A 25,001-nucleotide genomic window follows, 5' to 3' on the forward strand; every position below is an offset into this window, starting at 1 on the left:
TCAAATCCAGACAAGCACTTCTCCATTATACGCTATTTCCATGAAGAAAATTTTAACCCTTTCGCTGCTGCTGTCGGGCGTATCGGTGCTGGCTCAGCAGAAAGATCCCATCGGCATTCGGGCCATTGGTACGCCGCCCAATCCGAAAGTACAGGTTGCCTGGAACCGGTACTACGACTACAAAGGTCTCGTTGACATCATGCAACGCATGGTGAAGGCGTACCCGAATCTGGCGAAACTCGAAACCATCGGTAAATCGCAGCAGGGTCGCGACCTGTATGTATTGACGATAACGGATCTGAAGTCCGGCAAAAGTGATACGCAGAAACCTGCTTTCTGGACGGATGCCAACATTCACTCGAATGAATTACAGGGCTCTGAAATGGCTCTGTACGCGGCCTGGTACCTGACCGAAAATCACGCCAATAATCAGTTTATTAAGGAATTGCTGCGGGATAAAACCTTTTATTTCGCTCCGACGATCAACCCCGACGCCCGCGAGGATTTTATCTACAAGCCCAATACGGCCAACACGCCCCGCTCGGGTATGACGCCGATTGACGATGACGGCGATGGACTGGTCGACGAGGATAATTTCGATGATCTCGACGGCGACGGTGAGATTACGATGATGCGTCGGAAGTCTCCCTATGGTCGTTTGAAAGTAAATCCGGAAGATCCCCGGATGCTCATTCCGGCAAAACCCGACGAAGCGGGCGAGTACGAAATGCTCGGGATCGAAGGCCTCGATAACGACGGTGATGGACTCGTCAATGAAGACCGTCCCGGTAGCTACGATCCGAACCGCGACTGGGCCTGGAACTGGCAGCCCGATTACATTCAGGGCGGAGCTTATAAATACCCGTTTAGTCTGCCCGAGCCGCGAGTGATTATGGAATGGGTGATGAAGCACCCCAACATTGCCGGGGCTCAGAGTTACCACAATTATAGCGGGATGTTTTTACGCGGTCCCGGAGCGGCTGAAGACGATGTACATTACGATCCGGCTGACGTACAGGTCTACGATTATTTGGGCAAAACGGGCGAGAAAATGATCCCAACCTACCAGTACGGAGCCATTCACAAAATTCTGTATACGGTGTACGGGGGAGAAATCGACTGGTTTGCTCTGGGTCGCGGGATTTTCATGTTCTCGAATGAATTGTGGACGTCCTATCTGTATTTCAACAAAAAAGGCGAAGCCAACGAACTTCGGAACGCTCCCAATACGGAGCCGTACGATTTTGATCGGCTGCTGCTACACGGTGATGCCTTTGTGGACTGGAAACCCTTCAAACACCCGCAGTACGGCGATATTGAAATCGGTGGATTCAAGAAAAATTACATTCGGAATCACCCCGGCTTTATCCTCGAAACGGACGGTCACCGTAACGCGGCCTTCACGATTTTCCACGCGAACCAGATGCCTAAAATCGAGGTGAAGGAAGTAGCAAAGAAAGAACTGGGCAACGGACTCACGGAAATTACGGCCACGATTATCAACAGCCGCATTATTCCTACGCACTCGTCGTTTGATGTGAAAAACAAAATCAACCTGCCCGATTACATTACTCTTAAAGAGGCTCAGGTAGTAAGTGGTCTGCAAATGACGAATCCCGATGGAAGTGGGTACGGATACGGCTCTACCCCGGCTTTTGAAAGCTACAAAGAGCAGAAACTTAACCCGCAAACGCTGGAAGTTGCCAATATTCCGGGAATGGGCTACGTTCGCCTTCGCTGGATTGTGAAAGGAAACCCGGCCAACTGGAATATCGAAGTCAACAGCCAGAAAGGTGGTCTGACGACGGCTACGGGTAGTTTTGCGAAGAAGTAGTCGGGATGGGTTTGACGTTTGAAAGGGTTTGAAGTTTCAGTAATTAAGAGGGTTTGATGTTTAAATTCCCGATTCATGCAGGGTGAACTTTCTGTGCTCAAACTTTAAACGCATCAAACCTTACTCAAACCTGATCCTTTAAAAAGACGCTGTTCCTCCGGGGATAGCGTCTTTTTTCTGTTGGTTTCTCGGGATGTAGGTTGATGTATGATCGGGTTGGATGGTTTAAAATTTACCCCGCATTGCATACGGGTCCAATATCATTAGCCATGGGTTATACCCATGGAACGCTGGTCTGGAAATCAGTTTAAGGTCTGATTGGTTTGAAGAGGGAAGATGTGTGAGGTTTAAACTTTCAAACTTCAAACGTATTAAACCTTAAACTCCCTTAAACCCAACTCCCGAAACAATTTCCTTCCCACGCCTCTTTATACGAGCGAATTGAACGATCCCTTTCCCATGGATACACTGACCCATATTACCATCGGAGCTTGTGTGGGCGAAGCGATACTAACCAAAAAAATAGGCAAGAAGGCTCTGCTCTGGGGGGCGATTGCTCAAAACCTGCCCGACATCGATTCGGTCACGAGTCTCTGGTTATCACCCGCTGAAAACCTGCTGGTACACCGGGGAATCACCCACTCGCTGGTTGTTGCGTTTCTGGTACCGGCTTTGCTGGCGGGGCTGATTCGAAGATTTTATCCGCAAGTCTCTTTCCTTCGCCTGTACGGATTTGGAGTACTTCAACTGCTATTGCATGATCTGCTGGATTTATGCAATTCCTACGGGACGGGTATTCTCGAACCCTTCAGTTCGCAACGACTGACCTTCAATCTTTTATACGTAATTGATCCCCTGTTTACGCTTTCACTGGTAGTGGCGAGTATAGCCCTCTGGCAATTACGGCCGGAAGCCGCCAGTCGGCGGGTATGGTTGCTGGCAGGACTGATTCCTTGCGGTTTATACACCCTGTGGACGATTGAGCACAAGCGACGCATCAACGAGGAAATCGAAGCCTCTCTGGCGTCCCAGCATTTGCCGTACAATGATTATTTTACTACGCCTACACCCTTCAACGGGCTACTCTGGTATGCCGTGGCAAAAAGTGGGGCGGGCTATCAGCTGGGGTACCGTTCCGTATGGGATCGGGGGCAAACGGATTTTCATTACGTACCGCAGGGAGAAGAATTACTGAGTAATGAGAATGCACAAGTCCGGAATTTGAAATATTTTTCACGGGGATTTTATACCGTGAGCCGTAACGAATCGGTCCTGCAATTCAACGTGTTACGGTTTGGGCAGATTCGGGGCTGGGAAAATCCAGACGCTGAATTCGCCTTTCATTTTTATCTGACACCCGGTTACGACAATCGGCTGGTCATGCAGCGGGGACGCTTTACGGGCTGGACCTGGCAAAGCGTGCAGCAAATGTTTCGCCGGATCAAGGGCGAAACGGGTAGCCTTGAGAAGTATTGAGTATGACCTTACTGGAAGAAATTGACTGGCTGCTCATTGGCGAATTAATCTATGGTCTGATCGTAGCCGCCACGTGCGTACGCATCATTTACGACACCCGAACCAGCACGAAAACGCTGGCCTATCTGCTCTTAACGGTTTTTCTGCCCGTTGTCGGCATGATTCTGTACTTCTCGGTAGGACTGAACTATCGAACCCGTAGTCTGTACAGTAAAAAACTTTTCGACGATGATCAACTCCTCAAGAAGCTCTACGCTCAGATAACCCGGGTCACCCGTAACAACCTCGAAACGGATCATCAAGCCGTGCAGCAATACCGTGAACTGGCGTATTTGCTACTCAATGATAATATTAGTCCGTTAACGGCTAATAATGACATCAAAGTCCTTCGCAACGGTGAAGAAACATTTCCTGAAATTCTGAAGGCCTTGCAAGCGGCCAGGCATCACATTCACATCGAATACTACATTTTTGAGGATGATACCATTGGGAATGCGATCAAGGACGTGCTGATCGAAAAAGCCCGCCAGGGTGTACAGGTCCGCTTTATCTACGATGATTTTGGCAGTCGGTCCATTCGCCGCACATTGGTACCGGAACTGCGGGCGGCGGGCGTGGAGGCGTATCCCTTTTACCGTATTATATTCATCGCACTAGCCAACCGACTGAATTACCGCAATCACCGGAAAATTATTGTGATTGACGGGAGTACGGCTTTTACCGGGGGAATTAATATCTCGGATCGGTATCAAAATCCCAATTCAAATAAGCTGTACTGGCGAGATACGCATCTGCGAATCGACGGACCGGGGACGTACTATTTACAGTATATTTTTCTCTGCGACTGGAATTTTTGTGCCGGACAATCGCTCATGCCCGAACCCGAGTTTTTCTGTGAACCCGAAGCGTCACAGACGAACGCTCTGGTACAGATTGCTTCCAGCGGTCCCGATTCCGTTCAACCCAGTATTCTCTTTTCCCTGTTACAGGCGATTAATCTGGCCCGAAACGAAATCCTGATTACGACGCCTTATTTCATCCCGGGAGACAGTCTGCTGGATGCCCTGATTGTGGCGGCTTTGAGTGGTGTAAAAATCAAATTACTCGTACCGGGCATTTCGGATTCCTGGCTGGTCAATACGGCCGCTCAGTCGTATTACGAGGATTTACTGCGGGTAGGCGTGGAAATTTACCGGTACCAGAAGGGCTTCGTTCACGCCAAGACCCTCGTGGCCGATGGCTTACTGTCTTCGATCGGAACGGCCAATATGGATTTTCGAAGTTTCGAACTCAATTTCGAAGTGAACGCCTTTCTCTACGACGCTCAGGTGTCCGAATACCTGCGTAATATCTTTTACGAAGACATACAGGACGCTGAACGGCTCGATCCTAGTCAGTGGCTACAGCGACCAGCCTGGAAGAAAATGCTGGAAAAAGTAGCCCGCATGATTTCACCTTTACTGTAGGATAAGGGCTAAGTGTGGAGTGATCCATACTGATTTAGAAAGCTTAAGGATTCACCGACAGTTGCTCATTATTTTGCGGCAGTTTGGCTTTATACCGGGGCAATTTGGTAGCGATAAAAATACCGAGAGCCACCAGCGACCCAGAAATCATGAAGACATACTGAATGGAATAGTGTTCAGATAACATTTCCGACGTATTCCGGCTGATGTAATACTGATAGATAAATTGCTGGATCATCCCACTAAAAGCGATGCCGATCGAACCGCTTAATTGCTGAATGAGCGTATAGACCGAAGAGGCGGGCGTCACCTGATTGGGGAGTACGGCGTTCATGGCGGTAGCGGTCAGCGGCGTAATCAAGAGACCTAGTCCAATCCCCCGAATCATCATGGAAAGTAGTACATACCACACCATGGGCTCATTGATTTGCGAGAACAGGAACATGGAAAGAGCTACCAGTCCCAGCCCCGCCATGACAAAACGTTTGGGGCCGTACTTATCCGACAGATTTCCTGCGAGTGGCGTGAAAATCGCCATCATGATGGAGTTGGGCAGAATCATCAGTCCGGATTCCAGTTCAGAAAATTTCAAATAACCCTGAAGTAAGAACGGTAACAGAAATAAGCCGCCGAATAAAGCGATGGAGCGAAGTACCGTAATCAGCACGCAGTACACGTACGTCGGTCGCTCGAAAATGCTAAGATCGAACAAGGCTCCGGGCCGATGGTAGCTGCGTTTGATAAATACGCCCAAGGCTACTAAGGAAAGAACCAGAGGCAACCATACCTGCAAAGACCTGAAGCCCTGGCTGGAAAACTGGGCAATGGCAAACTGAAACAGCAGAATAAATAGTGTAAAGAGGGCAAAGCCACCCAGGTCGAAATGAATACTGGTATCCCGACTACGGTCCAGAAACTTCAGTGACCGCATGGCGAGTGCAATAGCCAGGATGCCAATGGGCAGGTTAATGTAGAAAATGGAAGTCCAGCCGAAATATTCCGTCAGCAAACCACCCAGCGTAGGCCCGATCGCTGGACCCGTAATGCCTCCCAGCGACCACCAGCCCATGACTTTACCGCGTTCGTTAGCCGGAAAGACGGTTGTCAAAATCGCCATGGCGGTAGGGGAGAGCGAACCCCCGCCGAAGGCCTGAAAGGCTCGGGCCGTAATCAGCTCGGGCAGGGTAGTGGAAAGGGCACAACCCAGCGAACCTAAAATGAATAACAGTAAACTTCCCAGATACAATTTGTAAAAACCAATGCGTAGCCGTAGCCAGTTGGTCAGAGGCATGAACATGCAAAAACCCAGCATGTAAATGGTAATGACCCATTCAATCTCATCGACGTTTACCCCAAACTCCCGACTCATGGTGGGTAAGGAGACATTCACAATACTGCTGTCAATGCCTGCCATCAGTGTTCCCAGCATTAAAGGGATAATCAGGGAAATAGTATTCTTCATAAATCGCTATACATTCATCCGGTAGTAGAAGCTAAATCCGAAAAAATCCTTCCACGATCAACTATAAAGCTTCAACCCCAAACCAAATATCAAAAGCTTTTCTATTTTTGTGACACATCGTCCCTGATTTGAAACCTTCCCTGTGATCCTAGCTACGCAATCTTCCTGGCGAAGCCTGTACCGGCTGACAGTCGCGAGATTTTTTCTCGGCCTGTTTACGGTAATGCTCGTCAATGGCGTAGTGTTCCGGCACGGGCACCGACTGGCCGATGGACGGATTATTTCTCACGCTCACCCCTTCCGATCGAAGACGAAAGGGCCCATTCAGCCCAACTCCCACACGTCACTGGAGTTGCTGTTACTGGATGCGGTGTCCAATCCCGTACTGGATCTGCCAAGTGTTGAATCGATTGATTTTCAGACCTGGGAAATTGAATTAAGTCCGGTTTTTACGCTTTTCTACCAGGGAATTACGCCGATTGGTGAATTCCTCTATTACTCTCTCCGAGGTCCACCCGCGGCCTAGTGTAACTCATTTTCGAAATGATTGGCTATTCAGGCCTAACGTAGAGGTGTACCGGCTCCGCAGGAGATCGTATGTCTTTGCACGTCAATGTAGTCCGAAGATTTCTCCTTTCTTTCTTTTTGTATCCTAGCAGGTAGCATCGCGTGTAGTTCCCGTGTCTTGGGGGTATGCGTATGCCTGTATGGTCCATTTTTCCCGCAAAAACACTCGATGAAAAATATTTTCTTCTTCTTCTGCTTTCTGTTTTCAGGAAGCCTGTTCGCTCAGAATACCCTTTCCGGTAAAGTGATTCACCGGGAAGACAACGAAACCGTCGTGGGTGCAACGGTATACATTCCGGAATTACGCGTGGGAGCCACCTCCGACGTAAACGGTACCTACAAAATTTCCAATCTGCCCAAGGGTACCTTTACGGTGCAGGTCAGTTACGTTTCGCACCGGACGGTGATCGAAAAAGTGGCTGTGGATGGAGCAACGACCAAGGATTTTGTGATGGAAAACGCCGCTCAGTCGCTCGAAGAAGTAATTGTTTCGGGATCATCCACGAAAACGGTGATCAAGGAAAGTCCCATTCCGATTGCGGCCATTACGCAGTTGCGGTTATTGCAGCAATCTTCGACCAACCTGATCGATGCCGTAGCCAAACTACCCGGCATGTCGCAGGTATCGACCGGAGCGGGGCTGAGTAAGCCCATCATTCGAGGACTGGGCTTCAACCGGGTGATCACCATGCACGACGGCGTACGGCAGGAGGATAACCAGTGGGGGGAAGAGCACAGCATCCAGATTGATGAGTATTCGATTGATCGCTACGAAATCATTCGGGGAGCCGGTTCGCTGATGTACGGTTCGGATGGGCTAGGAGGCGTAATGTCCGTATTGTCGCCGCGTCCGATCGAGGAAGGTAAAATGGTGGGTCGCATCCTGAGTAACTATCAGACGAATAATAATCTCTACGGAATCTCGGCTCAGATCGCGGGGAACAAAAACGGATTTGTCTGGCTGGCTCAGGCTTCGACCAAGTCCACCAAGAATTACCGGAATGCGTACGACGGTCGGGTGTTCGCTTCCAATTTTACCGAGCCGATCAATTTCAACGGATATTTTGGTTTGAATAAGAAGTGGGGCTATTCCCGTATTCACTTCCTGCGGACCTTCCAGAAGTACAACATCATCAACGGGACCCGTGATGTTACGGGCCGCTTCACAACGGCGAGTGTCAATGCCAGCGGCGAGGAAGTAGACCGCCCGGTTACGGATGGCGAACTCAACAGTCGCGACTTCATTCCATATAATTCACAAAAACTCATTAACGAAAAAGTTTCCTGGAATAACCTGGTCAATTTCGCCAATGGCTCATCAGCTACGGCGGTCGTGAGTATGGCCCGCAATCGTCGGAGCGAGTACGGTGATGTGACTCGTCCCTGGGAGTCGCAACTGGACTTGTACCTGTACACCAATTACTACGACGTGCGGTACAACTTCGCGGCCAAGAATAACTGGGAGGTGAACGTCGGTACCAACGGGATGTTCCAGCGACTAGACAATCAAGGTTTTCAGGTACTGTATCCGAACTACAACCTCTTCGACAACGGCGTATTTCTGTTCGCCAAGAAGAGCTACGATCGGCTGAAACTTTCCGGTGGGGTGCGATATGATATTCGCTTACTCGACATTGGCAAACTGTACATCGACCCAGACGGTAATTTCCAGGTAACGCCGCAAGGGGCAGGTAGTGAGCGTTTTGCGGGTTTTGACAAAAACTACCAGAACGTATCGGCCAGTTTAGGCGGCGTGTATAATCTGACCGAAAAATTAGCCGTACGGGTGAATGGTTCGCGGGGTTTCCGGGCCCCTACGGTACCCGAGCTTTCGTCGAACGGCATTCACGCCGGGACCTTCCGCTATGAAATCGGTAAGCTCGACGCCGTGCCGGAAGTGGCTTATCAGGGCGATTTAGGACTGACGTACGAAGACAAAAACTGGTACGTGGATCTGAGCGTCTTCCAGAACTCGATTCAAAACTACACGTACTCCGAACGGGTACAGAAACCCAATGGGCAGGACACGCTGTACAACGGCAATGTTCCCATTTACCGCTACGCTCAGGGCAATGCCCGGCTTCGGGGTATGGAAGGTACGGTAACGTTCAATCCGCAGGCGGCTCGCTGGTTTAGTATTACGCAGAGTTATTCAGCGGTATTCGGGGACAATCTCTCGGCCCGCGAAGCGGAGGCCCAATACCTGCCGTTCATGCCCGCTCCCCGCTGGATTTCGCAAGTAAAATTGACGAAGGATCGGTATCGGGATTTCCTGCGGAATCTGTACCTGACCGTCGATCTGGAAGTAACGCAGAAGCAGAATCGCTTTCTGGCGGCTTACGGTACGGAAACCGCAACGCCGGGGTATCAGCTCGTGAATATCGGACTGGGTACGGACATCGTAACGAAGAACAAACGAACGTTGGCGTCCTTTTACTTCTCAGCTAACAACGTTTTCGATGTAGCGTACCAGTCGCACCAGAGCCGCCTGAAGTATCTGGATGTAAACCCACGAACGGGTCGGGCCGGGGTATTCAACATGGGGCGGAATTTGAGCTTTAAGTTGATTATTCCGTTTGAAGTGAAGATTTAGAAGAATATCAAACGCAAAGAAGGACGGGCGATTCGCTCGTCCTTCTTTGCGTTTGATAGGGTTGGGTTAAAACCCAACCTTAGGAAAGGGACCGAGCCTATGGCTCTTGGGAGTTCGGTTGAGTGGCGAGTGAGAGCCGTAGGCTCGGTTTGTCTGGTAGGAACGGGTTTCAACCCGTTCTAATTGTACCCGTCCTGCTTGCACCCATCTGCTTGCCCGTTGCCCGCATTCCGATCAAGCTCGTTGTGGCGTTGGGGTTGGGTTAAAACCCAACCTTAGGAAAGGAGCCGAGCCTACGGCTCTTGGGCTTCGGTTGAGTGGCGAGTGAGAGCCGTAGGCTCGGTTTGTCTGGTAGGAACGGGTTTTAACCCGTTCTGCTTGAGCCCGTTCCTACCAAAGCCGTTGTCCTCTGAATTAATTACAAAGCCGCGTCCTTCTTCAAATCAGCAATCACTGTTTCCGGGCTTTCCGCGGAAAAAACAAAGTTTCCGGCGACGAGCACATTGGCTCCGTGTTCTACCAGCTTCCGGGCATTCCCCGCATTCACCCCACCGTCCACTTCAATGAGTAACTGCGGGTTAAGCGTATAGCGTAATTCCGACAGACGGTTGATTTTTTCGTACGTCCGTTGGATAAATTTCTGTCCACCAAAACCCGGATTCACGGACATAATCAGCACCAGGTCCAGCTCTTCCAGAATATCCTCCAGCAGAAAAACCGGCGTATGCGGATTAAGAGCCACGCCCGCCTGACAACCCGCATCTTTAATTTGCTGAATGGTACGGTGCAGGTGCGTGCAGGCTTCGTAATGAACCGTAATGCGATCGGCTCCGGCTTTTTGAAAGGTCTCGATGTATCGCTCGGGCTGCGTAATCATCAGGTGAACGTCGAGGGGTTTCTGGGCGTAGCGTTTGACGGCTTCGACCACGGGAAAACCAAAGGAAATATTGGGGACAAAGACCCCATCCATGACGTCCACGTGAATCCAGTCGGCTTCGGAGCGGTTGAGCATTTCGATTTCACGTTGCAGGTTCGCAAAATCAGAGGCAAGTATCGAAGGTGCGATTAAAGGCGTTTTCATTCTGCAAAGGTAAATTTGTATGCGAAAGTTTTAGACCTTTGTATAAAATCAGTTTCCAGTGGGCAAAGACTGCGTTTAGGGTAGATAAAACCGTCACGCGTCGCACTGAAAACGGTCCCTTAGTAACCGTACGCATGACTCCTCAGCAACGAATTGACGAACTAACCGAACGTCTTCAGTATTTAAATAACCGATATTATCAGGACGCCGTTTCTGAAGTATCTGATTTTGAGTTCGACGCCCTTCTGCGGGAGTTGACCCAGCTCGAATTAGAGTACCCGCAGTTCAAGCACAAAGGCTCGCCCACGCAGAACGTCGGGGGTACTGTTTCCAAAGAATTTGCAACCGTGTTTCACCGGTACCCGATGCTGTCGCTGTCGAATACGTACAACGAACAGGAAATTCTGGACTGGGAAGAACGCATTCGTAAAATCATTCCTCAGGAAGACGTTGAATTCATCTGCGAACAGAAATTCGATGGGATTTCGCTGTCCATCCGCTACGAAAACGGGCTGCTGACCACGGGCGTAACTCGGGGTGATGGGACGCGGGGGGATGACATTACCAACAACGTACGAACCCTGCGAACCCTGCCGCACCACATCGAAGCCGAAGATTTGCCGCCGATTTTTGAAGTACGTGGCGAAGGCTTCATGCCGCTGCTTTCGTTCAACAAGCTCAATCAGGAACGCGTGGACATTGGTGAAGAACCGCTGATGAATCCCCGTAACGCCGCTGCCGGAACCTTCAAATTACAGGATTCTGCGGAAGTGGCCCGTCGTCGACTGGATTGTTACCTGTATACCTTTCTGGCCGATACGGAAATTTTCAGTACGCACGAAGAGAGCTTACTGGCCCTGCAACGCTGGGGATTCAACGTGTCGCAAACCTGGCGAAAATGCTCCTCGATTCAGGAAGTACTGGACTACATCAACGAATGGGAAACCAAGCGTTTTGATCTGCCGCTCAATACCGATGGGATTGTCATCAAAGTGAATTCCTTCGCTCAACAGCGGGAATTAGGGTACACGTCCAAGTCGCCGCGTTGGGCCATTGCTTACAAGTTTAAAGCTCAGTCGGTTGAAACCACTCTGCGGTCGATCAGCTATCAGGTGGGGCGTACCGGAGCCGTTACGCCCGTGGCCAATCTCTCGCCCGTACTGCTGGCTGGTACCATCGTAAAGCGGGCCAGTTTGCACAATGCCAACGAAATTGAACGATTGGGACTGCGTTTAGGCGATCACGTGTACGTAGAAAAAGGGGGAGAAATTATTCCCAAGATTACGGGTGTCAACCTGGAGAAACGGCCCCTGATTTCGGAGGTCATTCACTACCCGACAACTTGTCCGGCCTGTGGCTCGACGCTGATTCAGCGGGAGGGCGAAGTAGCCCGTTTATGTCCGAATGAAAAAGGCTGCCCCCCGCAGATTCGGGCCCGTCTGGAGCATTTTATCCAGCGAAAAGCCATGAATATGGATAGCTTGGGCGAAGGAAAAATAGAATTGTTATACGAAAAAGGACTGGTACGAACCGCCGCCGATTTTTATGCGTTGACCTACGAGCAACTCTTCGGGCTGGAAAAAACGATCACCGATCCTGATACGGGCAAAAGCAAGAAAATTGGTTTCCGGGAAAAAACGACGCAGGCTATTCTGAATGCCATCGACGTTTCCAAAACCGTGCCTTTCGAACGCGTATTGTTTGCCCTGGGCATCCGGTACGTGGGCGAAACGGTGGCTCAGAAGCTGGCCCGGTATTTCAAAACCATTGAGGCAATCGAGAAAGCCAGTGCCGAAGAACTGGTAAACGTCCCCGAAATTGGCGGACGTATCGCTCAAAGTGTTGTAGAATTTTTCCAGGAAGAAGATAACCGTATTTTTGTAGAACGGCTGAAAGCAGCGGGGTTACAGATGAGCGTAGGTCAGGAAGCCATTGTTGAACAATTGAGCGATAAACTGGCCGGAAAGACGTTTCTGTACACCGGAACGTTCGAGAATTTCGAGCGGGAAGCCCTCGAACACCTCATTGAAGCCCACAGCGGTAAATTGCTCAGTGGCGTATCGGGTAAATTAAATTACCTCATCGTGGGGGAAAAACCCGGAGCTTCCAAGGTCGAAAAAGCCAAGAAGCTCAACGTAACGATGATTAGCGAAGAAGAATTTTTGAAATTAATAGTTTAGTTGATCGGGGACGGATACATAGGCAGACCTGACCCCATTACCATCCAGTATGAAAAAATTTCACGGCGTTGGAGTCGCCCTAGTTACTCCCTTTCACGAAGACGGCTCCATCGACTGGACGGGTCTGGAACGTATGCTGCAACACGTCACCGATGGGGGTGTTGATTACCTGGTGATCCAGGGAACTACCGGCGAGTCAGCCACGATGACCCAAGCCGAAAAAGTGGAGGTACTTCAGTTTGTCAAGGAAAAAAATGCGGGCAAACTTCCCATCGTCTACGGAATCGGTGGTAACGTCACTTCCAAGGTTGTTGAAGAGATTACTAAAACGGACCTGACGGGCGTCGATGCCATTCTGTCGGTTTGTCCGTACTACAATAAGCCCGGTAAACGGGGCGTCATTGCTCACTACACGGCGGTGGCCGATGCTTCTCCCGTTCCCGTAATCATGTACAACATCCCCGGTCGTACGGGCATCAACATGACGAGTGCAACGGTGATCGAGCTGGCTCAGCACCCGAATATCATCGGGGTGAAAGAAGCGTCCTGCATCATCGAGCAATGCATGGAAATCTTCCGCGATATGCCCGAAGACTTCCTGCTCATCTCGGGCGATGACGTACAGGCGGTACCCATCATTAGCATCGGTGGCGTAGGTGTAATGTCCGTGATTGCCAACGCTTTCCCGGGAAAATTCACTGGGATGGTTCACGCGGCTCTCAACGGCGATTTTGCTACGGCCCGTAAAACACTCGGTTCGTTCCTGGACATTGATCCATTGCTGTACGAAGAAGGAAATCCGGTCGGTGTGAAGGGTATTCTCGAATCCCTGGGACTGATTTCTTCCGATGTACGCTTACCCTTAATGAAAACCTCCGAAGAATTAAAAGAACGCCAGCGTTCGGTGATTCAAAAGGATAAACTAGTTTAGTTGGCAGTTTTCGGTTTGCAGTTTTCAGTGGGGAATTCCCGGTAGGAACTGCAAGCCAGAAACTGTAAACTTAAAACCGACAACTGAAAACTCTAATGTTCGTACACGTCGTTAATTTTTTCCTGAAAGCGGATATTTCTGCAGAAGATCGTTTAAAATTTGAACAGGGAGTGTCTTCCCTGGGTCAGGTCGAAGGCTGGAGCTATTTAATGTCGGCAAACCGGCTTCTACGGATCGTCCCGTCATTGATCGTTCATACGATTATTGCCTGCTGACCGTTTTCAAAGATATGGCAGGCCACGATGTGTATCAGGTAGACCCGATTCACCTGAAATTCGTGGAAGACTGCAAGCAATACTGGGATCGGGTAGTGATCTATGATTCAGAAACGATTTAATCGAACCCTCGGCCTACGCGTGCTGGGCTTTGGTATACTGGCCTGGACGGTAACGTCGTGTTTTATGCCTTCGGTACCCATTTCACGTGACCGGAAGTATGACCTGGATGTATACTGGGAAAACCAGGAAAAACCGGATCGCCCTTTTCAGGTAATTGATCAGGTAAGTATCCACGAAGAAATGCCTTTAACGGATGCTCAGCGGACGACTAAAGGCCCTATGACGCAACGCGGTAATGACGCCCGGCAAAAAGACCGGCTGACTCAGATGCTCGTGAAAAAAGCCGAAGATATGGGTGCCAATGCCGTCATTGACGTGAAGTATCAGTACTATACCTCGACGACTTCCAACGGTTACATTATGGAAGGAACGGCGGTATTGTATCGAGGAAATTAGAAGGTTTGAATGAGTTTGAGGTTTCAGGTTTGATGGATTGCAAATGCGACCGTCAAAACTGAAACCTCAATGGTTTGTTAGGGGAAAACGGACGGATTTTGGTGGCTTCTTCCCCATATTGCATACGGGGCTATATATTGTTAAACCCCTCCGGGGTTGGGAAGTAGTTGAAAAAGAGGGAGGCAACTGGTGCAGGTTTCTAAGCCTGTACCCACCATTTAGCAGTTTCCAACTGCCACTTTCCATTCCAAGTTTATTTTAAAGTTCGATGCCGTTAGCGGGGCGGGTTGTCCGTAGCATTTGCTACGGACGTAGAAGTTGGTAGGCTGTGCCTACCGGGCGGGCCGCATCCCGCCACCATCATTACCTCACCTCTTTCTGTAACCATTCGTAGACAGCTTCCAGGAACGTCGGATCAATGTCACCCTTGATGGCAGCGTATTCCTGAGGTAAGCCCGTTTTTGCGGGTAACATCAGGTGATTTAATCCTTCCAGACGTACGATTTTGTACCGTTTATTTCCGGCTTTTTGCAACGCATTTTCAATCCCCTGAAGGTTCATATCGGCGTTCACCTGGACGTCTTTGGTACCATTCAATGCGAGCGTCGGTACCGTCAATTTTTGGAGGGAAGGAACGGGGTCGAAGCTAATAAAGCGACGAAACCATTCCCCGTTATAGTTAGTAACCACCTGTTTGACGTACATCTCTTCTTTGGGGGGAATACCAAAAACGAATAGCTGGTTGGGCGACATTTTCGTGCGTAAAAAACCAATGCGTTCCCGGATCAACCCACTCAGTTGGGCCGTATCCTGTTGCGTAGCAAAGGCAGGGAAGACCTTGTCGAAGTACTCCGTAACGTAGGTTTCAACGACTGTTGAGTCGATCTTTGCCGTATAGAACAAATCACGGTTTTGCTGCCGCATGACCTCCACCATGGATCGACCCGGTGCGGCCATCAGGATGACAAACGCAACGTCTTTTCGCTGAGCCGCCACGCCCGGAGCTACACTACCGCCTTCGCTGTGGCCAAGCATGCCAATCTTCTTGGGATTGATTTCTTTCCGGGTTTTCAGGTAATCCAGACTCGCTTCCGCATCCTTAATGAAGTTATCAATCGTAGCATTGATGAAGGTTTTATTCATTTTTCCTCCGCCGCGATCGTCGTATCGCAGGACGGCGTACCCGCGACTACCCAGGTATTCAGCAATGGCTTTGAAAGGTTTATGACCCAGAATGGTTTCATCCCGATCCTGCGGCCCCGAGCCCGTAATGAGAATCAGAGCCGGGAAATTTTTACCCTGATTCGGCAGCGTCAGCGTTCCTTTCAACTGCACGGAATCTTTGGTGTTCCAGTAGCTGACTTCCTCTTCGTGAAAAGGTTTCGTTTCCTGAGCAAAGGCAAGCGTACTCAGGCAAACTAGCAGGGAAGTAAATAACTTCATATGAGAGCCATGAAAGGTTTTAGGAAAGTAATTATTTACGGGATAACTGATAGGAATAAAACATAGGATAAATGAAACCAATCGCGAGCATACCGCCGACAATCAGCATTTTACCTGTAAAATCAACGTACAACATGGGCAGAATACTAACCAGACTGGAAACGACCAACAAGCGTCCCGCCAGCCGGTGCGTTTTTCGCCAGATTTCTTCATTCATTAGCGTGTACGGTGTACGAATGCCGATGAAATAATTGGGCTTCAAGCGGATAAAATAGTTGCCTAAGAAAAGGAAGAGAAAGGGAAATAAAAGCAATACATAATCAATCATTTTACCGCCGTCCTGAGCGATAGCAGCCTCAATAATAATGAAGTTCAGAGCGGCCAGAAACACCGTGGACCCCAGGCCTAATTGCTCCAGGGTTTCCTGCGTGTATTTCGTGGATGTTGCCTTGGTTGTATGGCCTTTTTTAATCAAAAGAAAGATACCTATGGAAAAAGCGGCCATGCCAAACTGTAAGCCATAAAAGCCGGATTTGGACGCATAGTTATCCGCCCGGCCCTGGGCGTCGAAATGGATCGGTACGCGGTCTGGCAGTTCAGGAAAGATAAAATTTAGATACAGCAGCGGCAACAGCGAAATAACGATGGCAAGTAAAGTACGGGAGGCTTTCATAAGGTTAGGGTTTGGGTGTACGTAAGTGCATGATCCAGGCGAGTACTTCGTCCAGCACGGTCATGTTGAGCGAATAAATGATGTGCTGTCCTTTTTTCAGGGAGACCACCAGATCGGCCTGTTTGAGTAAATCCAGGTGGTGAGAAATGCTGGGCTTGGTCATGTCAAAATGCTCTGCAATCTCACCCGCTGTCAAATCTTTCTCCTGGAGTAGTTCCAGTATTTGTCGCCGCGTGGGATCATTCAGAGCCTTAAATAAAGTATTCATCCGGTAAATAGATAATTAGACAAATATCTAACTATTTCTTGGTAATTAGACAATCGTCTAATTGTTTTTTTATCCAGCAGACAAACAAAAATCCCGGAACGATCAGGCTCCGGGATTTTTGTTTGCATCGAAAGCAGGTAGGGCTTAGTTCACCATAAATACGGCATTTGCAAATACCAGCTTGCCCTGATGCCAGAACCCACGGAAGAGGGGGTTGTTGACCAGATAAACCACCTGACCACGACCTAAATCCTGCGTACCGAACATCAGCGTATTTTCCAGTTTCTTTTTCGCTTCAAAGCCCACGAAACCAGCAACGGCCGGGTTTTTTTGCAGATAACCTACATTCCAGCCGTTCTTCAGGAATCCATACTCACTCGTCGAAAGTACCAGTCCGTGGTAAGGATTCGTTAACCCGTACGCCAGCGGGTGTGTGGTGTCAAGGTTGAATTTGTAAATTGCTCCCGGCGTGTCGGTCGATACGGATTCGCGTTCGCGGTTACCGAATACTTTCAGGTCGCTGGCCGCTTTTCCTTTCTCGTCCTTTTCCTCTTTTTTCGTGATTTCGAAACCCTCCTTGCCCGCCAGCGATCCAACGGCACCTTCCAGAGCAATCAGTTTACCACCCGCCTGTACCCAGCTTTTCAACTTGGTTAGACCGGATTCGTTGAGCACCCGTCCGTAATTACCATTCGCCAGAATCAGTACGTCGAAATCGGCCAGCTTGGCACTCGCAAAATCGTTCGTGTGAATCATCGTGGCCGGGTAGTGCAGTTGCTGATCAAAGTAATGCCAAACTTCGCCTACGGCGTAGGGAGAGGTGCCTTCACCCGTCAGAATCGCTACTTTTGGTGCCTTCATCTGTGCTACGTAATTCGAGCCCAAATCCGGACCGTTCGTTACGTAACCCGTAGCCACGGGAATCAGGCTGCCCGGCATTTCTTTGGCTTCCTGTTGTAAAATCGTATCAAACGCGTCACCCAGTCTGGCGTTTTCGCCCCGCGTCAGAATGACCGTACCGATGTCGTATTTCTGACCTTCTACCTCAAACGCCTTCGTAGCTACCCGGGCCCGAACGTTTTTCCGGAACAAATGAGCCAGCAAATGAGCATCTTCCTGCGATTTCCAGCGAAGCAGATACGCGTAGGGTTTCGTCGTAATGGCAGCTGGCGTAGTAGCTGCCGGAGCGGTGGTCGTAAACGGCACTTTTTCTTTCAGAGCAAACGCTTTCAGACCGTAGGCGTAGGGAAGTGCCCAGGACGTGATATCGTAGGTAACCGAGTCTTCCAGCGTCGTTTTCGGCTCCATCAGAATTTTCAGGAAGGTCGAACGGGGCTGGGCCGTACTAATCACAATATCACCGGCTTCCACGGACGCAGAGGCTGATTTGTCATCCGCAAAACTGTAGGCACCCGAGAAGTTAGCAGACTTGTCTGCGTAACCGTACTGGAAGCCCATGCGTTTAAGGTACGCTGTGAACGCCCGGGCGTTTCCTTCGCTGCCTTTGGTTTTGATGACGTAAGACTTGTACGTTCCGGTCGGGTTATTTTTGGCATTGGTAAAGAACTTGATGAACTCCGACGCCGCTTTATCCGCATTCGCTGAAAGAGCTTCCATTGTCGCCTTGCTGGCTGCCACGTGGTGGCTGATGCGTTCGTGAAGCGTCAGGGTATCGCCGTCTTCTTTCTGAATAGCCAGACCCGCCCGGCCGTTTCCAGCCTGTTCGAAGGTCATACCAATGGCTCCGTTGAAAGTCGGGTACGTATCGCCGTAGCTAGGGTAGAACAGGTCAAAGTTCTCGCGGGTAAAGTACAGCCAGCCGTTTTTATCAAAGGTTTTCCGGTTGTAATCACCGATGATGGTCTGAAACTCCCGTTGCCAGGCTGTAACGTCCTGGTGTACGGGTTTAGCGGGTGGCGTAAAGAAATAGGGAGAGTTGATGCCCTGCTCGTGGAAATCAGCGAATACGTGCGGCATCCACTGCTGATAAATCGTATTGCGAGCCTGACTTTCTTTCTGCACCATCCAGGCCCAGTCGCGGTTCAGATCAAACATGTAGTGGTTCATCCGTCCGCCCGGCCAGGGTTCCGAGTGCTCCCAGGCACCGGCGTAGGCGTTAGCTACGTTGCCCAGACGCTGGTTGTAACCATTTACGTAGCGATCGTAGCCGTCGGGGTTGACGCAGGGATCGATGATCACAACCGTATTCTTGAGAACGGCCGTGTTATCGCCTTTCAATAAGTTATACGCCACGATCATGGCGGCTTCCGACGATACGTTTTCGTTGCCGTGGATGTTATAACTCATCCAGGAGACGGGTACCGACTTTCCGGAAGCGGAACCTTCCAGTAAGCCAATCGACTTGAGATGATTGGTACGGATGGTTTCAAGTTGGGGGAAATTTTCTTCAGACGCGATGATGGCCACCATCAAAGGACGGTTTTCATAGGTGGTGCCGTACTGCTGAAGTTTGACCTGCTTGGGAAACTGCTGAGCCAGGTACTCAAAATAATCCAGAACCCGGTAATGGGGGGTACAACGAATGGTACCGGGTTCGTATCCTAAAAATTCTTTGGGAGTCTTCTGAGCCAGAACTGGGTACGCAAAGAGGGTTAGGAGAAAGAAAAGGGAAACTTTTTTCATGCCGATGTTGTGTATTATCCGGAAACTTCAAAATTAGGCGAATTTTCTCCTACTCGGATCGTGGATCGACAAAAGATAGAATTCAAATGCACCTGTCTGGGATTATCGTCGATCAAGTACAGGCCTGAAGCGTTCAGCCAAGTCTGAAAGGGCTAACTGATTTTTTCTTCCATATGCAGTATTTACTAATCCGCCTGTTTTTCGTAATGGGTATGCTGGTTCGTCCACCAGAAACCTATTATTATTTTTTGACAGCTACGAATGATGAAATTCGAACGCCGGGCACGACACGCCTGGTGTACTTAACCACCGTTCGTACTACCGATACGTACATTTCTGCCAGTTTTCTTCGCAATGCTCAGGAAGATTTTGCGGCTCAAATCAATGCGTACCACAAGCATCGTAAACCGGAAAAACAATGGTTTAATACGGAAATACGAACCGGCACGAATGAAGAGGAAGTAGGGGCAGAGCGGGCTGGGATTGTTAAAAATTCTAAAACAGATACCAGGGGCCGGCTTGTGGAGTTTAAGGAATGAAACCTTTATTCCTAAACTATGCCTATGAAACGTGTCGTCTATGTGCTTATGCTCTGTGGCCTGGGTTCTCTGGTGCAAGCCCAGGTGCTGGTCAATGGAGTGGATCTGAATACGCTGAAAGAAGGAACCATGATTAGTATTGAAATCCGTGAACCTTCCATTCTAAGTTCGCTCTCTTCACGGGTCGATTACGGTCAGAAAGATCAGGTTTCGAATCGAAAGATGGCCATTGAAGACCCCGAAACCGGAAAAGCTAAAAAATTCAACTCTTCGATGGAGGTAGTCAATTTTATGATTGACAATGGCTGGGAATACCAGCAGGCGGTGTTTCAGCAACCGAAAACGGTTAATGACTACTACGATTACCGCTACTTCTTCCGAAAGAAAAGTCCGTCAGTGTCTTTGGATCGTTAAGGCTGGTTTGTGTCTTTTCTGGCAATCAGGTAGAGTCAGTCCTGTAAATTCCGTAGTTTTGCGGCGATTTTAGACTTTGGGGATGATTCGTTCGGTTCTGGTTTTTGTGTTTCTAGGTTTACTCGGGGGAATGATGGCCTGTTCTTCGGAAGAGCAGGCGGGTATACGTATTCCGCCGTTGCCGAACATGAACGAAGGTTTTTCTACGCCCAAGGCCCTGGATTTGCTGACCCGGGTCATTCATCAGTATCCGGATGCTCCGGATAACTACCAGAAACGGGCCGAAATTTATCTCCAGCGTTCGGAGCTGGATGCCGCCCTGGAAGACATCAACCGGGCCATCGAACTCAAACGAAATACGGGGCGTTATTACGTAACCAAAGCGAAGATTCTGCGGCAACGCCGGCAGATTGACGAAGCTCTGTATGCGGCTCAACGGGCCGAAATTCTTAATGAACGTACCCCCGAACTCTTCGTCCTGCTCGCGGATTTGTACCAGCAGAAGTACCAGTTGGGAAAAGCCCGACAGTACCTGGCCCGTACCCTGCAAATCAACCCGTACCACGGCGAAGCCTATTTCTATCGCGGCATGATTGCCGCAAAATTAGGAGATACGACCTCGGCCCTTGTGTTGTTTCTGCGAAGCCGTACGCTGATGCCCGGTTTTCTGGATGCGTATCAGCAACTATCCCGGATTTACTATCAGAAAAAGGAATATCCCAAGGCGTTATGGTTTGCTCAGGAAGGACTTAATTTTTACCCGAATGATGCCGATTTGCATTACCGTCGGGGGCTCACCTTCCTGCAAACTTCGCAAGTGGACAGTTCGTACACCGAGTTCATGAAAGCCATTAAAACGGAGCCTAATAATCCGGGAGCGAACCTGTACGTAGCTTCGCTCTTGTTCAACGTTGAAAAAGCGGCGGCTGCACTAAAGCATTTACAGGTGGTTGAGAAGGTGAACCCTAACTATCCCGGATTGAACTTTCTGATGGCCCAATGTCTTGAGTTAGTAGGCAACGACGACAAAGCCATGGATTACTACCTGACGGAAGCTCAGCAGAATCCAGGCAACCGAAAGGCCATAGGCGGGTACTGGCGAACGCGACGAAAACAGCTCACCAATTACCCGGAGCTGCGGCAGGATGAACGCTACCGGCCAGCCCTGACTGTTCCTGACAAAACGGGAACCGCCGCCGCCGATTCCATTTAGTAGTGCGTTTATCGGAAACGCTTGTTAGTTTAGGGCATTGAAAGAAATTCATAGTAGAAGTAACTATACATGGCGTTGACAGAATCGTTTTCTGGACACAGTTCACTGAAAACAGCAAACGGTACACTGAAAACGGTAAGGCTCTCACGGACTTTGTATCTCCGTGATTTTTAATCGTTTATTTCACATATTCATGGAAAATCAAATCCAGATTACCCTGCCGGACGGAAGCATCCGTACGTTTCCGAAGGGCGTCTCCGGCCTGGACATTGCCCGTAGCATCAGCGAAGGCCTTGCCCGTAATGTATTAGCCGCCGAAGTAAACGGCGAAGTATGGGACGCTAGTCGTGCCATCGAAAACGATTCAACCGTCAAACTGCTGACCTGGAACGACACGGACGGAAAAGCAACCTTCTGGCACTCGTCGGCTCACTTGCTGGCCGAAGCTTTGGAAGCCTTGTATCCCGGCGTGAAATTCGGGATTGGTCCGGCCATCGAAACCGGTTTCTACTACGACGTTGACTTGGGCGATCAGAAATTCTCGCAGGAAGATTTCAAGAAAGTAGAAGACAAAATGCTCGAACTGGCCCGGCAGAAAGAAGTGTACGCCCGTACACCGATCTCAAAAGCGGAGGCCATTGCGTATTTTGAAGAAAAAGGCGACGAGTACAAACTGGATCTGCTGAAGGACCTTGAAGATGGAAAGATTACCTTCTATTCGCAGGGAAATTTCACCGATCTCTGCCGGGGTCCGCACATTCCGGATACTGGTTTCATTAAAGCTGCCAAAATTCTCAACGTAGCCGGAGCCTACTGGCGGGGCAACGAAAACAATAAAATGCTCACCCGGATTTACGGGGTGACCTTCCCGAAGCAGAAAGAGCTGGAGGAATACCTCCACCTGCTCGAAGAAGCCAAAAAGCGGGATCACCGGAAGCTGGGTAAAGAATTGGAGCTGTTTACTTTCTCCGAGCGGGTAGGGCAGGGCTTGCCGCTGTGGTTGCCCAAAGGTGCAGCCCTTCGCGAGCGGCTGGAAAATTTCCTTCGCCGGGCTCAGGTTCGGGCGGGGTATTTACCGGTCGTAACGCCGCACATTGGTTCCAAGCAACTGTACGTGACTTCCGGTCACTACGAAAAATACGGTAAGGATTCCTTCCAGCCCATTCATACCCCGGATGAAGACGAGGAGTTCCTGCTGAAACCGATGAACTGCCCGCACCACTGCGAAATCTATCGGTCGAAGCCCCGCAGTTACCGCGATCTTCCGGTACGGTTTGCGGAATTCGGTACGGTCTATCGCTACGAGCAATCGGGTGAGTTGCACGGACTGACCCGCGTACGTGGCTTTACGCAGGATGATGCTCACATCTTCTGCCGTCCCGATCAGGTGGAAGAAGAGTTCATGAAAGTAATTGATCTGGTTCAGTACGTATTCAAAGCTCTGGGCTTTAACGAATACAGTGCTCAGATTTCATTACGGGATCAGGAAGATCGTTCCAAATACATCGGTTCGGAAGAAAACTGGGATCGGGCCGAACAGGCCATCATCAGCTCCGCCGCAGCGAAAGGACTGAATACGGTCATTGAATACGGTGAGGCAGCCTTCTACGGTCCAAAGCTGGACTTCATGGTGAAAGATGCCCTGGGTCGTAAGTGGCAGTTGGGTACCATTCAGGTAGATTACAACCTGCCCGAACGTTTTGATCTCGAATACACCGGAGCAGATAATAAAAAGTACCGTCCCGTAATGATCCATCGGGCACCTTTTGGGTCGCTCGAGCGTTTTGTAGCTATTCTGATTGAAAGTACAGCTGGAAATTTCCCGCTGTGGCTGTCACCGGAACAATTGGCAGTATTACCGATTTCAGAGAAATACACGGACTACGCCAACGAAATCTTTCTGTTGCTTCAGGAAGATGACTTGCGGGGCTACGTAGATCACCGGGATGAAAAAATTGGCAAAAAAATCCGTGATGCGGAGGTTTCGAAAACACCCTTTATGCTCATCGTAGGTGAGAAAGAACAGGCCGAAGGGACCGTTTCTGTCCGTAAAAAAGGCGAAGGTGACTTAGGTAGTATGCCAATCGGTCAGTTTATTGCCCTGGCTAAGGAGGAAATTAATAAAAATTTGCTTAAATTTTAAAAATACTTCATCTTAGGCACGTATTTTTCGAAGCCGTTACGTAAGGAAGCTCTCGTGACGGCTTCTTCTCAGTTTTCAGTTCAGGATCAGGAGTTTTCAGTCTACTTCCATTCTGCTGAAAACAGTAATCACTGAAAACTTAAAAATCACCAAATTAACAAGTATGGCATTACGCCCCGGCGGTATGAACCGCAGACCTCCTGTAAGGAAAGAAGAACCCTACCGCATTAATCAATTGATTCGCGGAGTACAGCAAGTACGCTTGGTTGGCGAAAACGTGGACCAGGGGATTGTTGATATTCGTCAGGCTCTGGAGATGGCTCAGCAACAGGCTCTGGATTTAGTGGAGATTTCTCCTAATGCAGATCCCCCAGTATGCCGTATCGTTGATTATTCGAAGTTCAAATACGAACAGAAGAAAAAACAGAAGGAGCTGAAATCCAAGCAAATTAAAGTGGTAATTAAAGAAATCCGCTTTAGTCCTACGACGGATGATCACGATTACGACTTTAAATTAAAGCACGCGACCAACTTCCTGAAAGAAGGTTCGAAAGTGAAAGCTTACGTACAATTCTCCGGACGTGAAATCGTATTTAAAGACCAGGGTTTCAATCTGCTGAAACGATTCATGTCGGATCTGGAAGAACACGGAAAACTGGAATCAGAAGCTCGTCTGGAAGGTCGCCGGATGAACATCATCATCGCTCCAAAAGTGAAAAAATAAATCGACCTGCTTTTTAGCAAAGTCGAATCTGTACCAACCCATGGGGTAGTATTCACACGAATGCTACCCCATGGGTTATTTTACGACCTGAAAACGAGGAAGATAGCTTAAAAAACGTAATTAAATCGTAACTATTATTGGTTTTTTTGTTACTTTTGCGGTTCATTTCACTTTGAGTACTTTTTTCATCTATTAACAGGTTCAGTTTATGCCTAAGCAAAAATCAAACTCGGGCTCCAAAAAGCGTTTTAAGCTGACTGGAACCGGACAAATCAAGCGGAAGCACGCCTTCCACAGCCACATCCTGACGAAGAAGTCTAACAAACGTAAGGCTAACCTCGTTAAGAGCACGCTGGTACATGAGTCAGATCACGCTCGCGTAATCGCTCTGCTTGCCAAGTAGTTTGTCTTCGGACCAATTACAGGTTTCCTTGTTTAACCCGACTCATGGCTTTTTAAGCGAGAACAGCGTTTAGGGTTTAGCGTTTAGTGTTACGAGTTTAACTCAAAACCCTGAACTCAGAACTCAAAACTCTCCTCCGCCAACGTCAAAAAAC

At 49.4% G+C, this 25,001-nt stretch carries 21 protein-coding genes; 15 read left to right on the top strand and 6 right to left on the bottom strand.

The annotated features are described in order from the left end of the window. Window positions 1–40: 40 nt before the first annotated feature. The 3 genes from BWI97_RS02935 (at window position 41) to cls (ending at window position 4,776) form a co-directional block, all read left to right on the top strand. On the top strand, window positions 41–1,834 hold the full coding sequence (locus tag BWI97_RS02935; RefSeq protein ID WP_102199975.1) for a M14 family metallopeptidase: 1,794 nt from the start codon (window positions 41–43) through the stop codon (window positions 1,832–1,834). Window positions 1,835–2,293: 459 nt separating this feature from the next. After that, on the top strand, window positions 2,294–3,310 hold the full coding sequence (locus tag BWI97_RS02940) for a metal-dependent hydrolase (protein WP_146010858.1): 1,017 nt from the start codon (window positions 2,294–2,296) through the stop codon (window positions 3,308–3,310). A 2-nt stretch (window positions 3,311–3,312) separates the two neighbouring features. Continuing rightward, window positions 3,313–4,776: a cardiolipin synthase gene (gene cls / locus BWI97_RS02945; RefSeq protein ID WP_102199977.1), complete on the top strand. Its 1,464-nt coding sequence runs from the start codon at window positions 3,313–3,315 to the stop codon at window positions 4,774–4,776. 43 nt (window positions 4,777–4,819) lie between these two features. Here cls and BWI97_RS02950 read toward each other — a convergent pair whose 3' ends face one another. Beyond that, window positions 4,820–6,238: an MDR family MFS transporter gene (locus tag BWI97_RS02950; protein ID WP_102199978.1), complete on the bottom strand. Its 1,419-nt coding sequence runs from the start codon at window positions 6,236–6,238 to the stop codon at window positions 4,820–4,822. A gap of 142 nt (window positions 6,239–6,380) precedes the next feature. Between BWI97_RS02950 and BWI97_RS02955 the strand changes: the two genes are divergently transcribed. Both BWI97_RS02955 and BWI97_RS02960 read left to right on the top strand, forming a co-directional pair. Next, entirely contained in the window at window positions 6,381–6,764 is a 384-nt protein-coding gene (locus BWI97_RS02955; RefSeq protein WP_102199979.1) for a hypothetical protein, read from the top strand. A gap of 210 nt (window positions 6,765–6,974) precedes the next feature. Then, window positions 6,975–9,398 carry a TonB-dependent receptor gene (locus tag BWI97_RS02960; RefSeq protein ID WP_102199980.1) on the top strand — a complete coding sequence of 808 codons (2,424 nt, stop codon included), beginning with the start codon at window positions 6,975–6,977 and terminating at the stop codon, window positions 9,396–9,398. Between the two features lie 418 nt (window positions 9,399–9,816). On the opposite strand, the gene rpe is transcribed toward BWI97_RS02960, so the two are convergent. Further along, window positions 9,817–10,479, bottom strand: coding sequence for a ribulose-phosphate 3-epimerase (gene rpe / locus BWI97_RS02965; protein ID WP_102199981.1), 663 nt, complete (start codon window positions 10,477–10,479; stop codon window positions 9,817–9,819). Between the two features lie 134 nt (window positions 10,480–10,613). On the opposite strand from rpe, the gene ligA reads away from it, so the two are divergent. The 4 genes from ligA to BWI97_RS02985 all read left to right on the top strand — a co-directional run bounded on the left by ligA (window position 10,614) and on the right by BWI97_RS02985 (window position 14,384). Continuing rightward, a complete protein-coding gene (gene ligA / locus BWI97_RS02970) occupies window positions 10,614–12,659 on the top strand; it encodes an NAD-dependent DNA ligase LigA (protein WP_102199982.1) in 2,046 nt (681 codons plus the stop codon). Window positions 12,660–12,708: 49 nt separating this feature from the next. Further along, window positions 12,709–13,590 carry a 4-hydroxy-tetrahydrodipicolinate synthase gene (gene dapA / locus BWI97_RS02975; protein ID WP_102199983.1) on the top strand — a complete coding sequence of 294 codons (882 nt, stop codon included), beginning with the start codon at window positions 12,709–12,711 and terminating at the stop codon, window positions 13,588–13,590. 244 nt (window positions 13,591–13,834) lie between these two features. After that, complete coding sequence (locus BWI97_RS02980) at window positions 13,835–13,987, top strand: Dabb family protein (protein ID WP_233207743.1); 153 nt, start codon at window positions 13,835–13,837, stop codon at window positions 13,985–13,987. Continuing rightward, window positions 13,968–14,384, top strand: coding sequence for a heavy metal-binding domain-containing protein (locus BWI97_RS02985; RefSeq protein ID WP_094808941.1), 417 nt, complete (start codon window positions 13,968–13,970; stop codon window positions 14,382–14,384). The genes BWI97_RS02980 and BWI97_RS02985 overlap by 20 nt, the downstream gene beginning before the upstream one ends. 363 nt (window positions 14,385–14,747) lie before the next feature. Here BWI97_RS02985 and BWI97_RS02990 read toward each other — a convergent pair whose 3' ends face one another. From BWI97_RS02990 to BWI97_RS03005, 4 genes are all read right to left on the bottom strand, one after another. Next, window positions 14,748–15,827, bottom strand: a complete 1,080-nt coding sequence (locus tag BWI97_RS02990) for a S9 family peptidase (RefSeq protein WP_102199984.1) — start codon at window positions 15,825–15,827, stop codon at window positions 14,748–14,750. Window positions 15,828–15,858: 31 nt separating this feature from the next. Beyond that, window positions 15,859–16,500 (bottom strand): SdpI family protein, encoded by a 642-nt coding sequence (locus BWI97_RS02995; RefSeq protein ID WP_102199985.1) that lies wholly within the window; start codon window positions 16,498–16,500, stop codon window positions 15,859–15,861. 4 nt (window positions 16,501–16,504) lie between these two features. Then, on the bottom strand, window positions 16,505–16,768 hold the full coding sequence (locus BWI97_RS03000) for an autorepressor SdpR family transcription factor (RefSeq protein ID WP_102199986.1): 264 nt from the start codon (window positions 16,766–16,768) through the stop codon (window positions 16,505–16,507). A gap of 144 nt (window positions 16,769–16,912) precedes the next feature. After that, window positions 16,913–19,411 (bottom strand): M14 metallopeptidase family protein, encoded by a 2,499-nt coding sequence (locus BWI97_RS03005; RefSeq protein ID WP_102199987.1) that lies wholly within the window; start codon window positions 19,409–19,411, stop codon window positions 16,913–16,915. A gap of 173 nt (window positions 19,412–19,584) precedes the next feature. Between BWI97_RS03005 and BWI97_RS03010 the strand changes: the two genes are divergently transcribed. From BWI97_RS03010 to rpmI, 6 genes are all read left to right on the top strand, one after another. Beyond that, on the top strand, window positions 19,585–19,950 hold the full coding sequence (locus BWI97_RS03010; RefSeq protein ID WP_102199988.1) for a hypothetical protein: 366 nt from the start codon (window positions 19,585–19,587) through the stop codon (window positions 19,948–19,950). Window positions 19,951–19,974: 24 nt separating this feature from the next. Then, a complete protein-coding gene (locus BWI97_RS03015; RefSeq protein ID WP_141217614.1) occupies window positions 19,975–20,364 on the top strand; it encodes a hypothetical protein in 390 nt (129 codons plus the stop codon). Between the two features lie 82 nt (window positions 20,365–20,446). Beyond that, window positions 20,447–21,577, top strand: coding sequence for a tetratricopeptide repeat protein (locus BWI97_RS03020; RefSeq protein ID WP_102199989.1), 1,131 nt, complete (start codon window positions 20,447–20,449; stop codon window positions 21,575–21,577). Window positions 21,578–21,770: 193 nt separating this feature from the next. Continuing rightward, on the top strand, window positions 21,771–23,720 hold the full coding sequence (gene thrS / locus BWI97_RS03025) for a threonine--tRNA ligase (RefSeq protein ID WP_102199990.1): 1,950 nt from the start codon (window positions 21,771–21,773) through the stop codon (window positions 23,718–23,720). Between the two features lie 163 nt (window positions 23,721–23,883). Continuing rightward, complete coding sequence (gene infC, locus BWI97_RS03030; protein ID WP_094817005.1) at window positions 23,884–24,444, top strand: translation initiation factor IF-3; 561 nt, start codon at window positions 23,884–23,886, stop codon at window positions 24,442–24,444. 208 nt (window positions 24,445–24,652) lie between these two features. Then, a complete protein-coding gene (gene rpmI, locus BWI97_RS03035; RefSeq protein ID WP_094817006.1) occupies window positions 24,653–24,847 on the top strand; it encodes a 50S ribosomal protein L35 in 195 nt (64 codons plus the stop codon). Window positions 24,848–25,001 lie beyond the last annotated feature (154 nt).

The organism is Siphonobacter sp. BAB-5405, from assembly GCF_002872335.1.
GTDB lineage: Bacteria > Bacteroidota > Bacteroidia > Cytophagales > Spirosomataceae > Siphonobacter.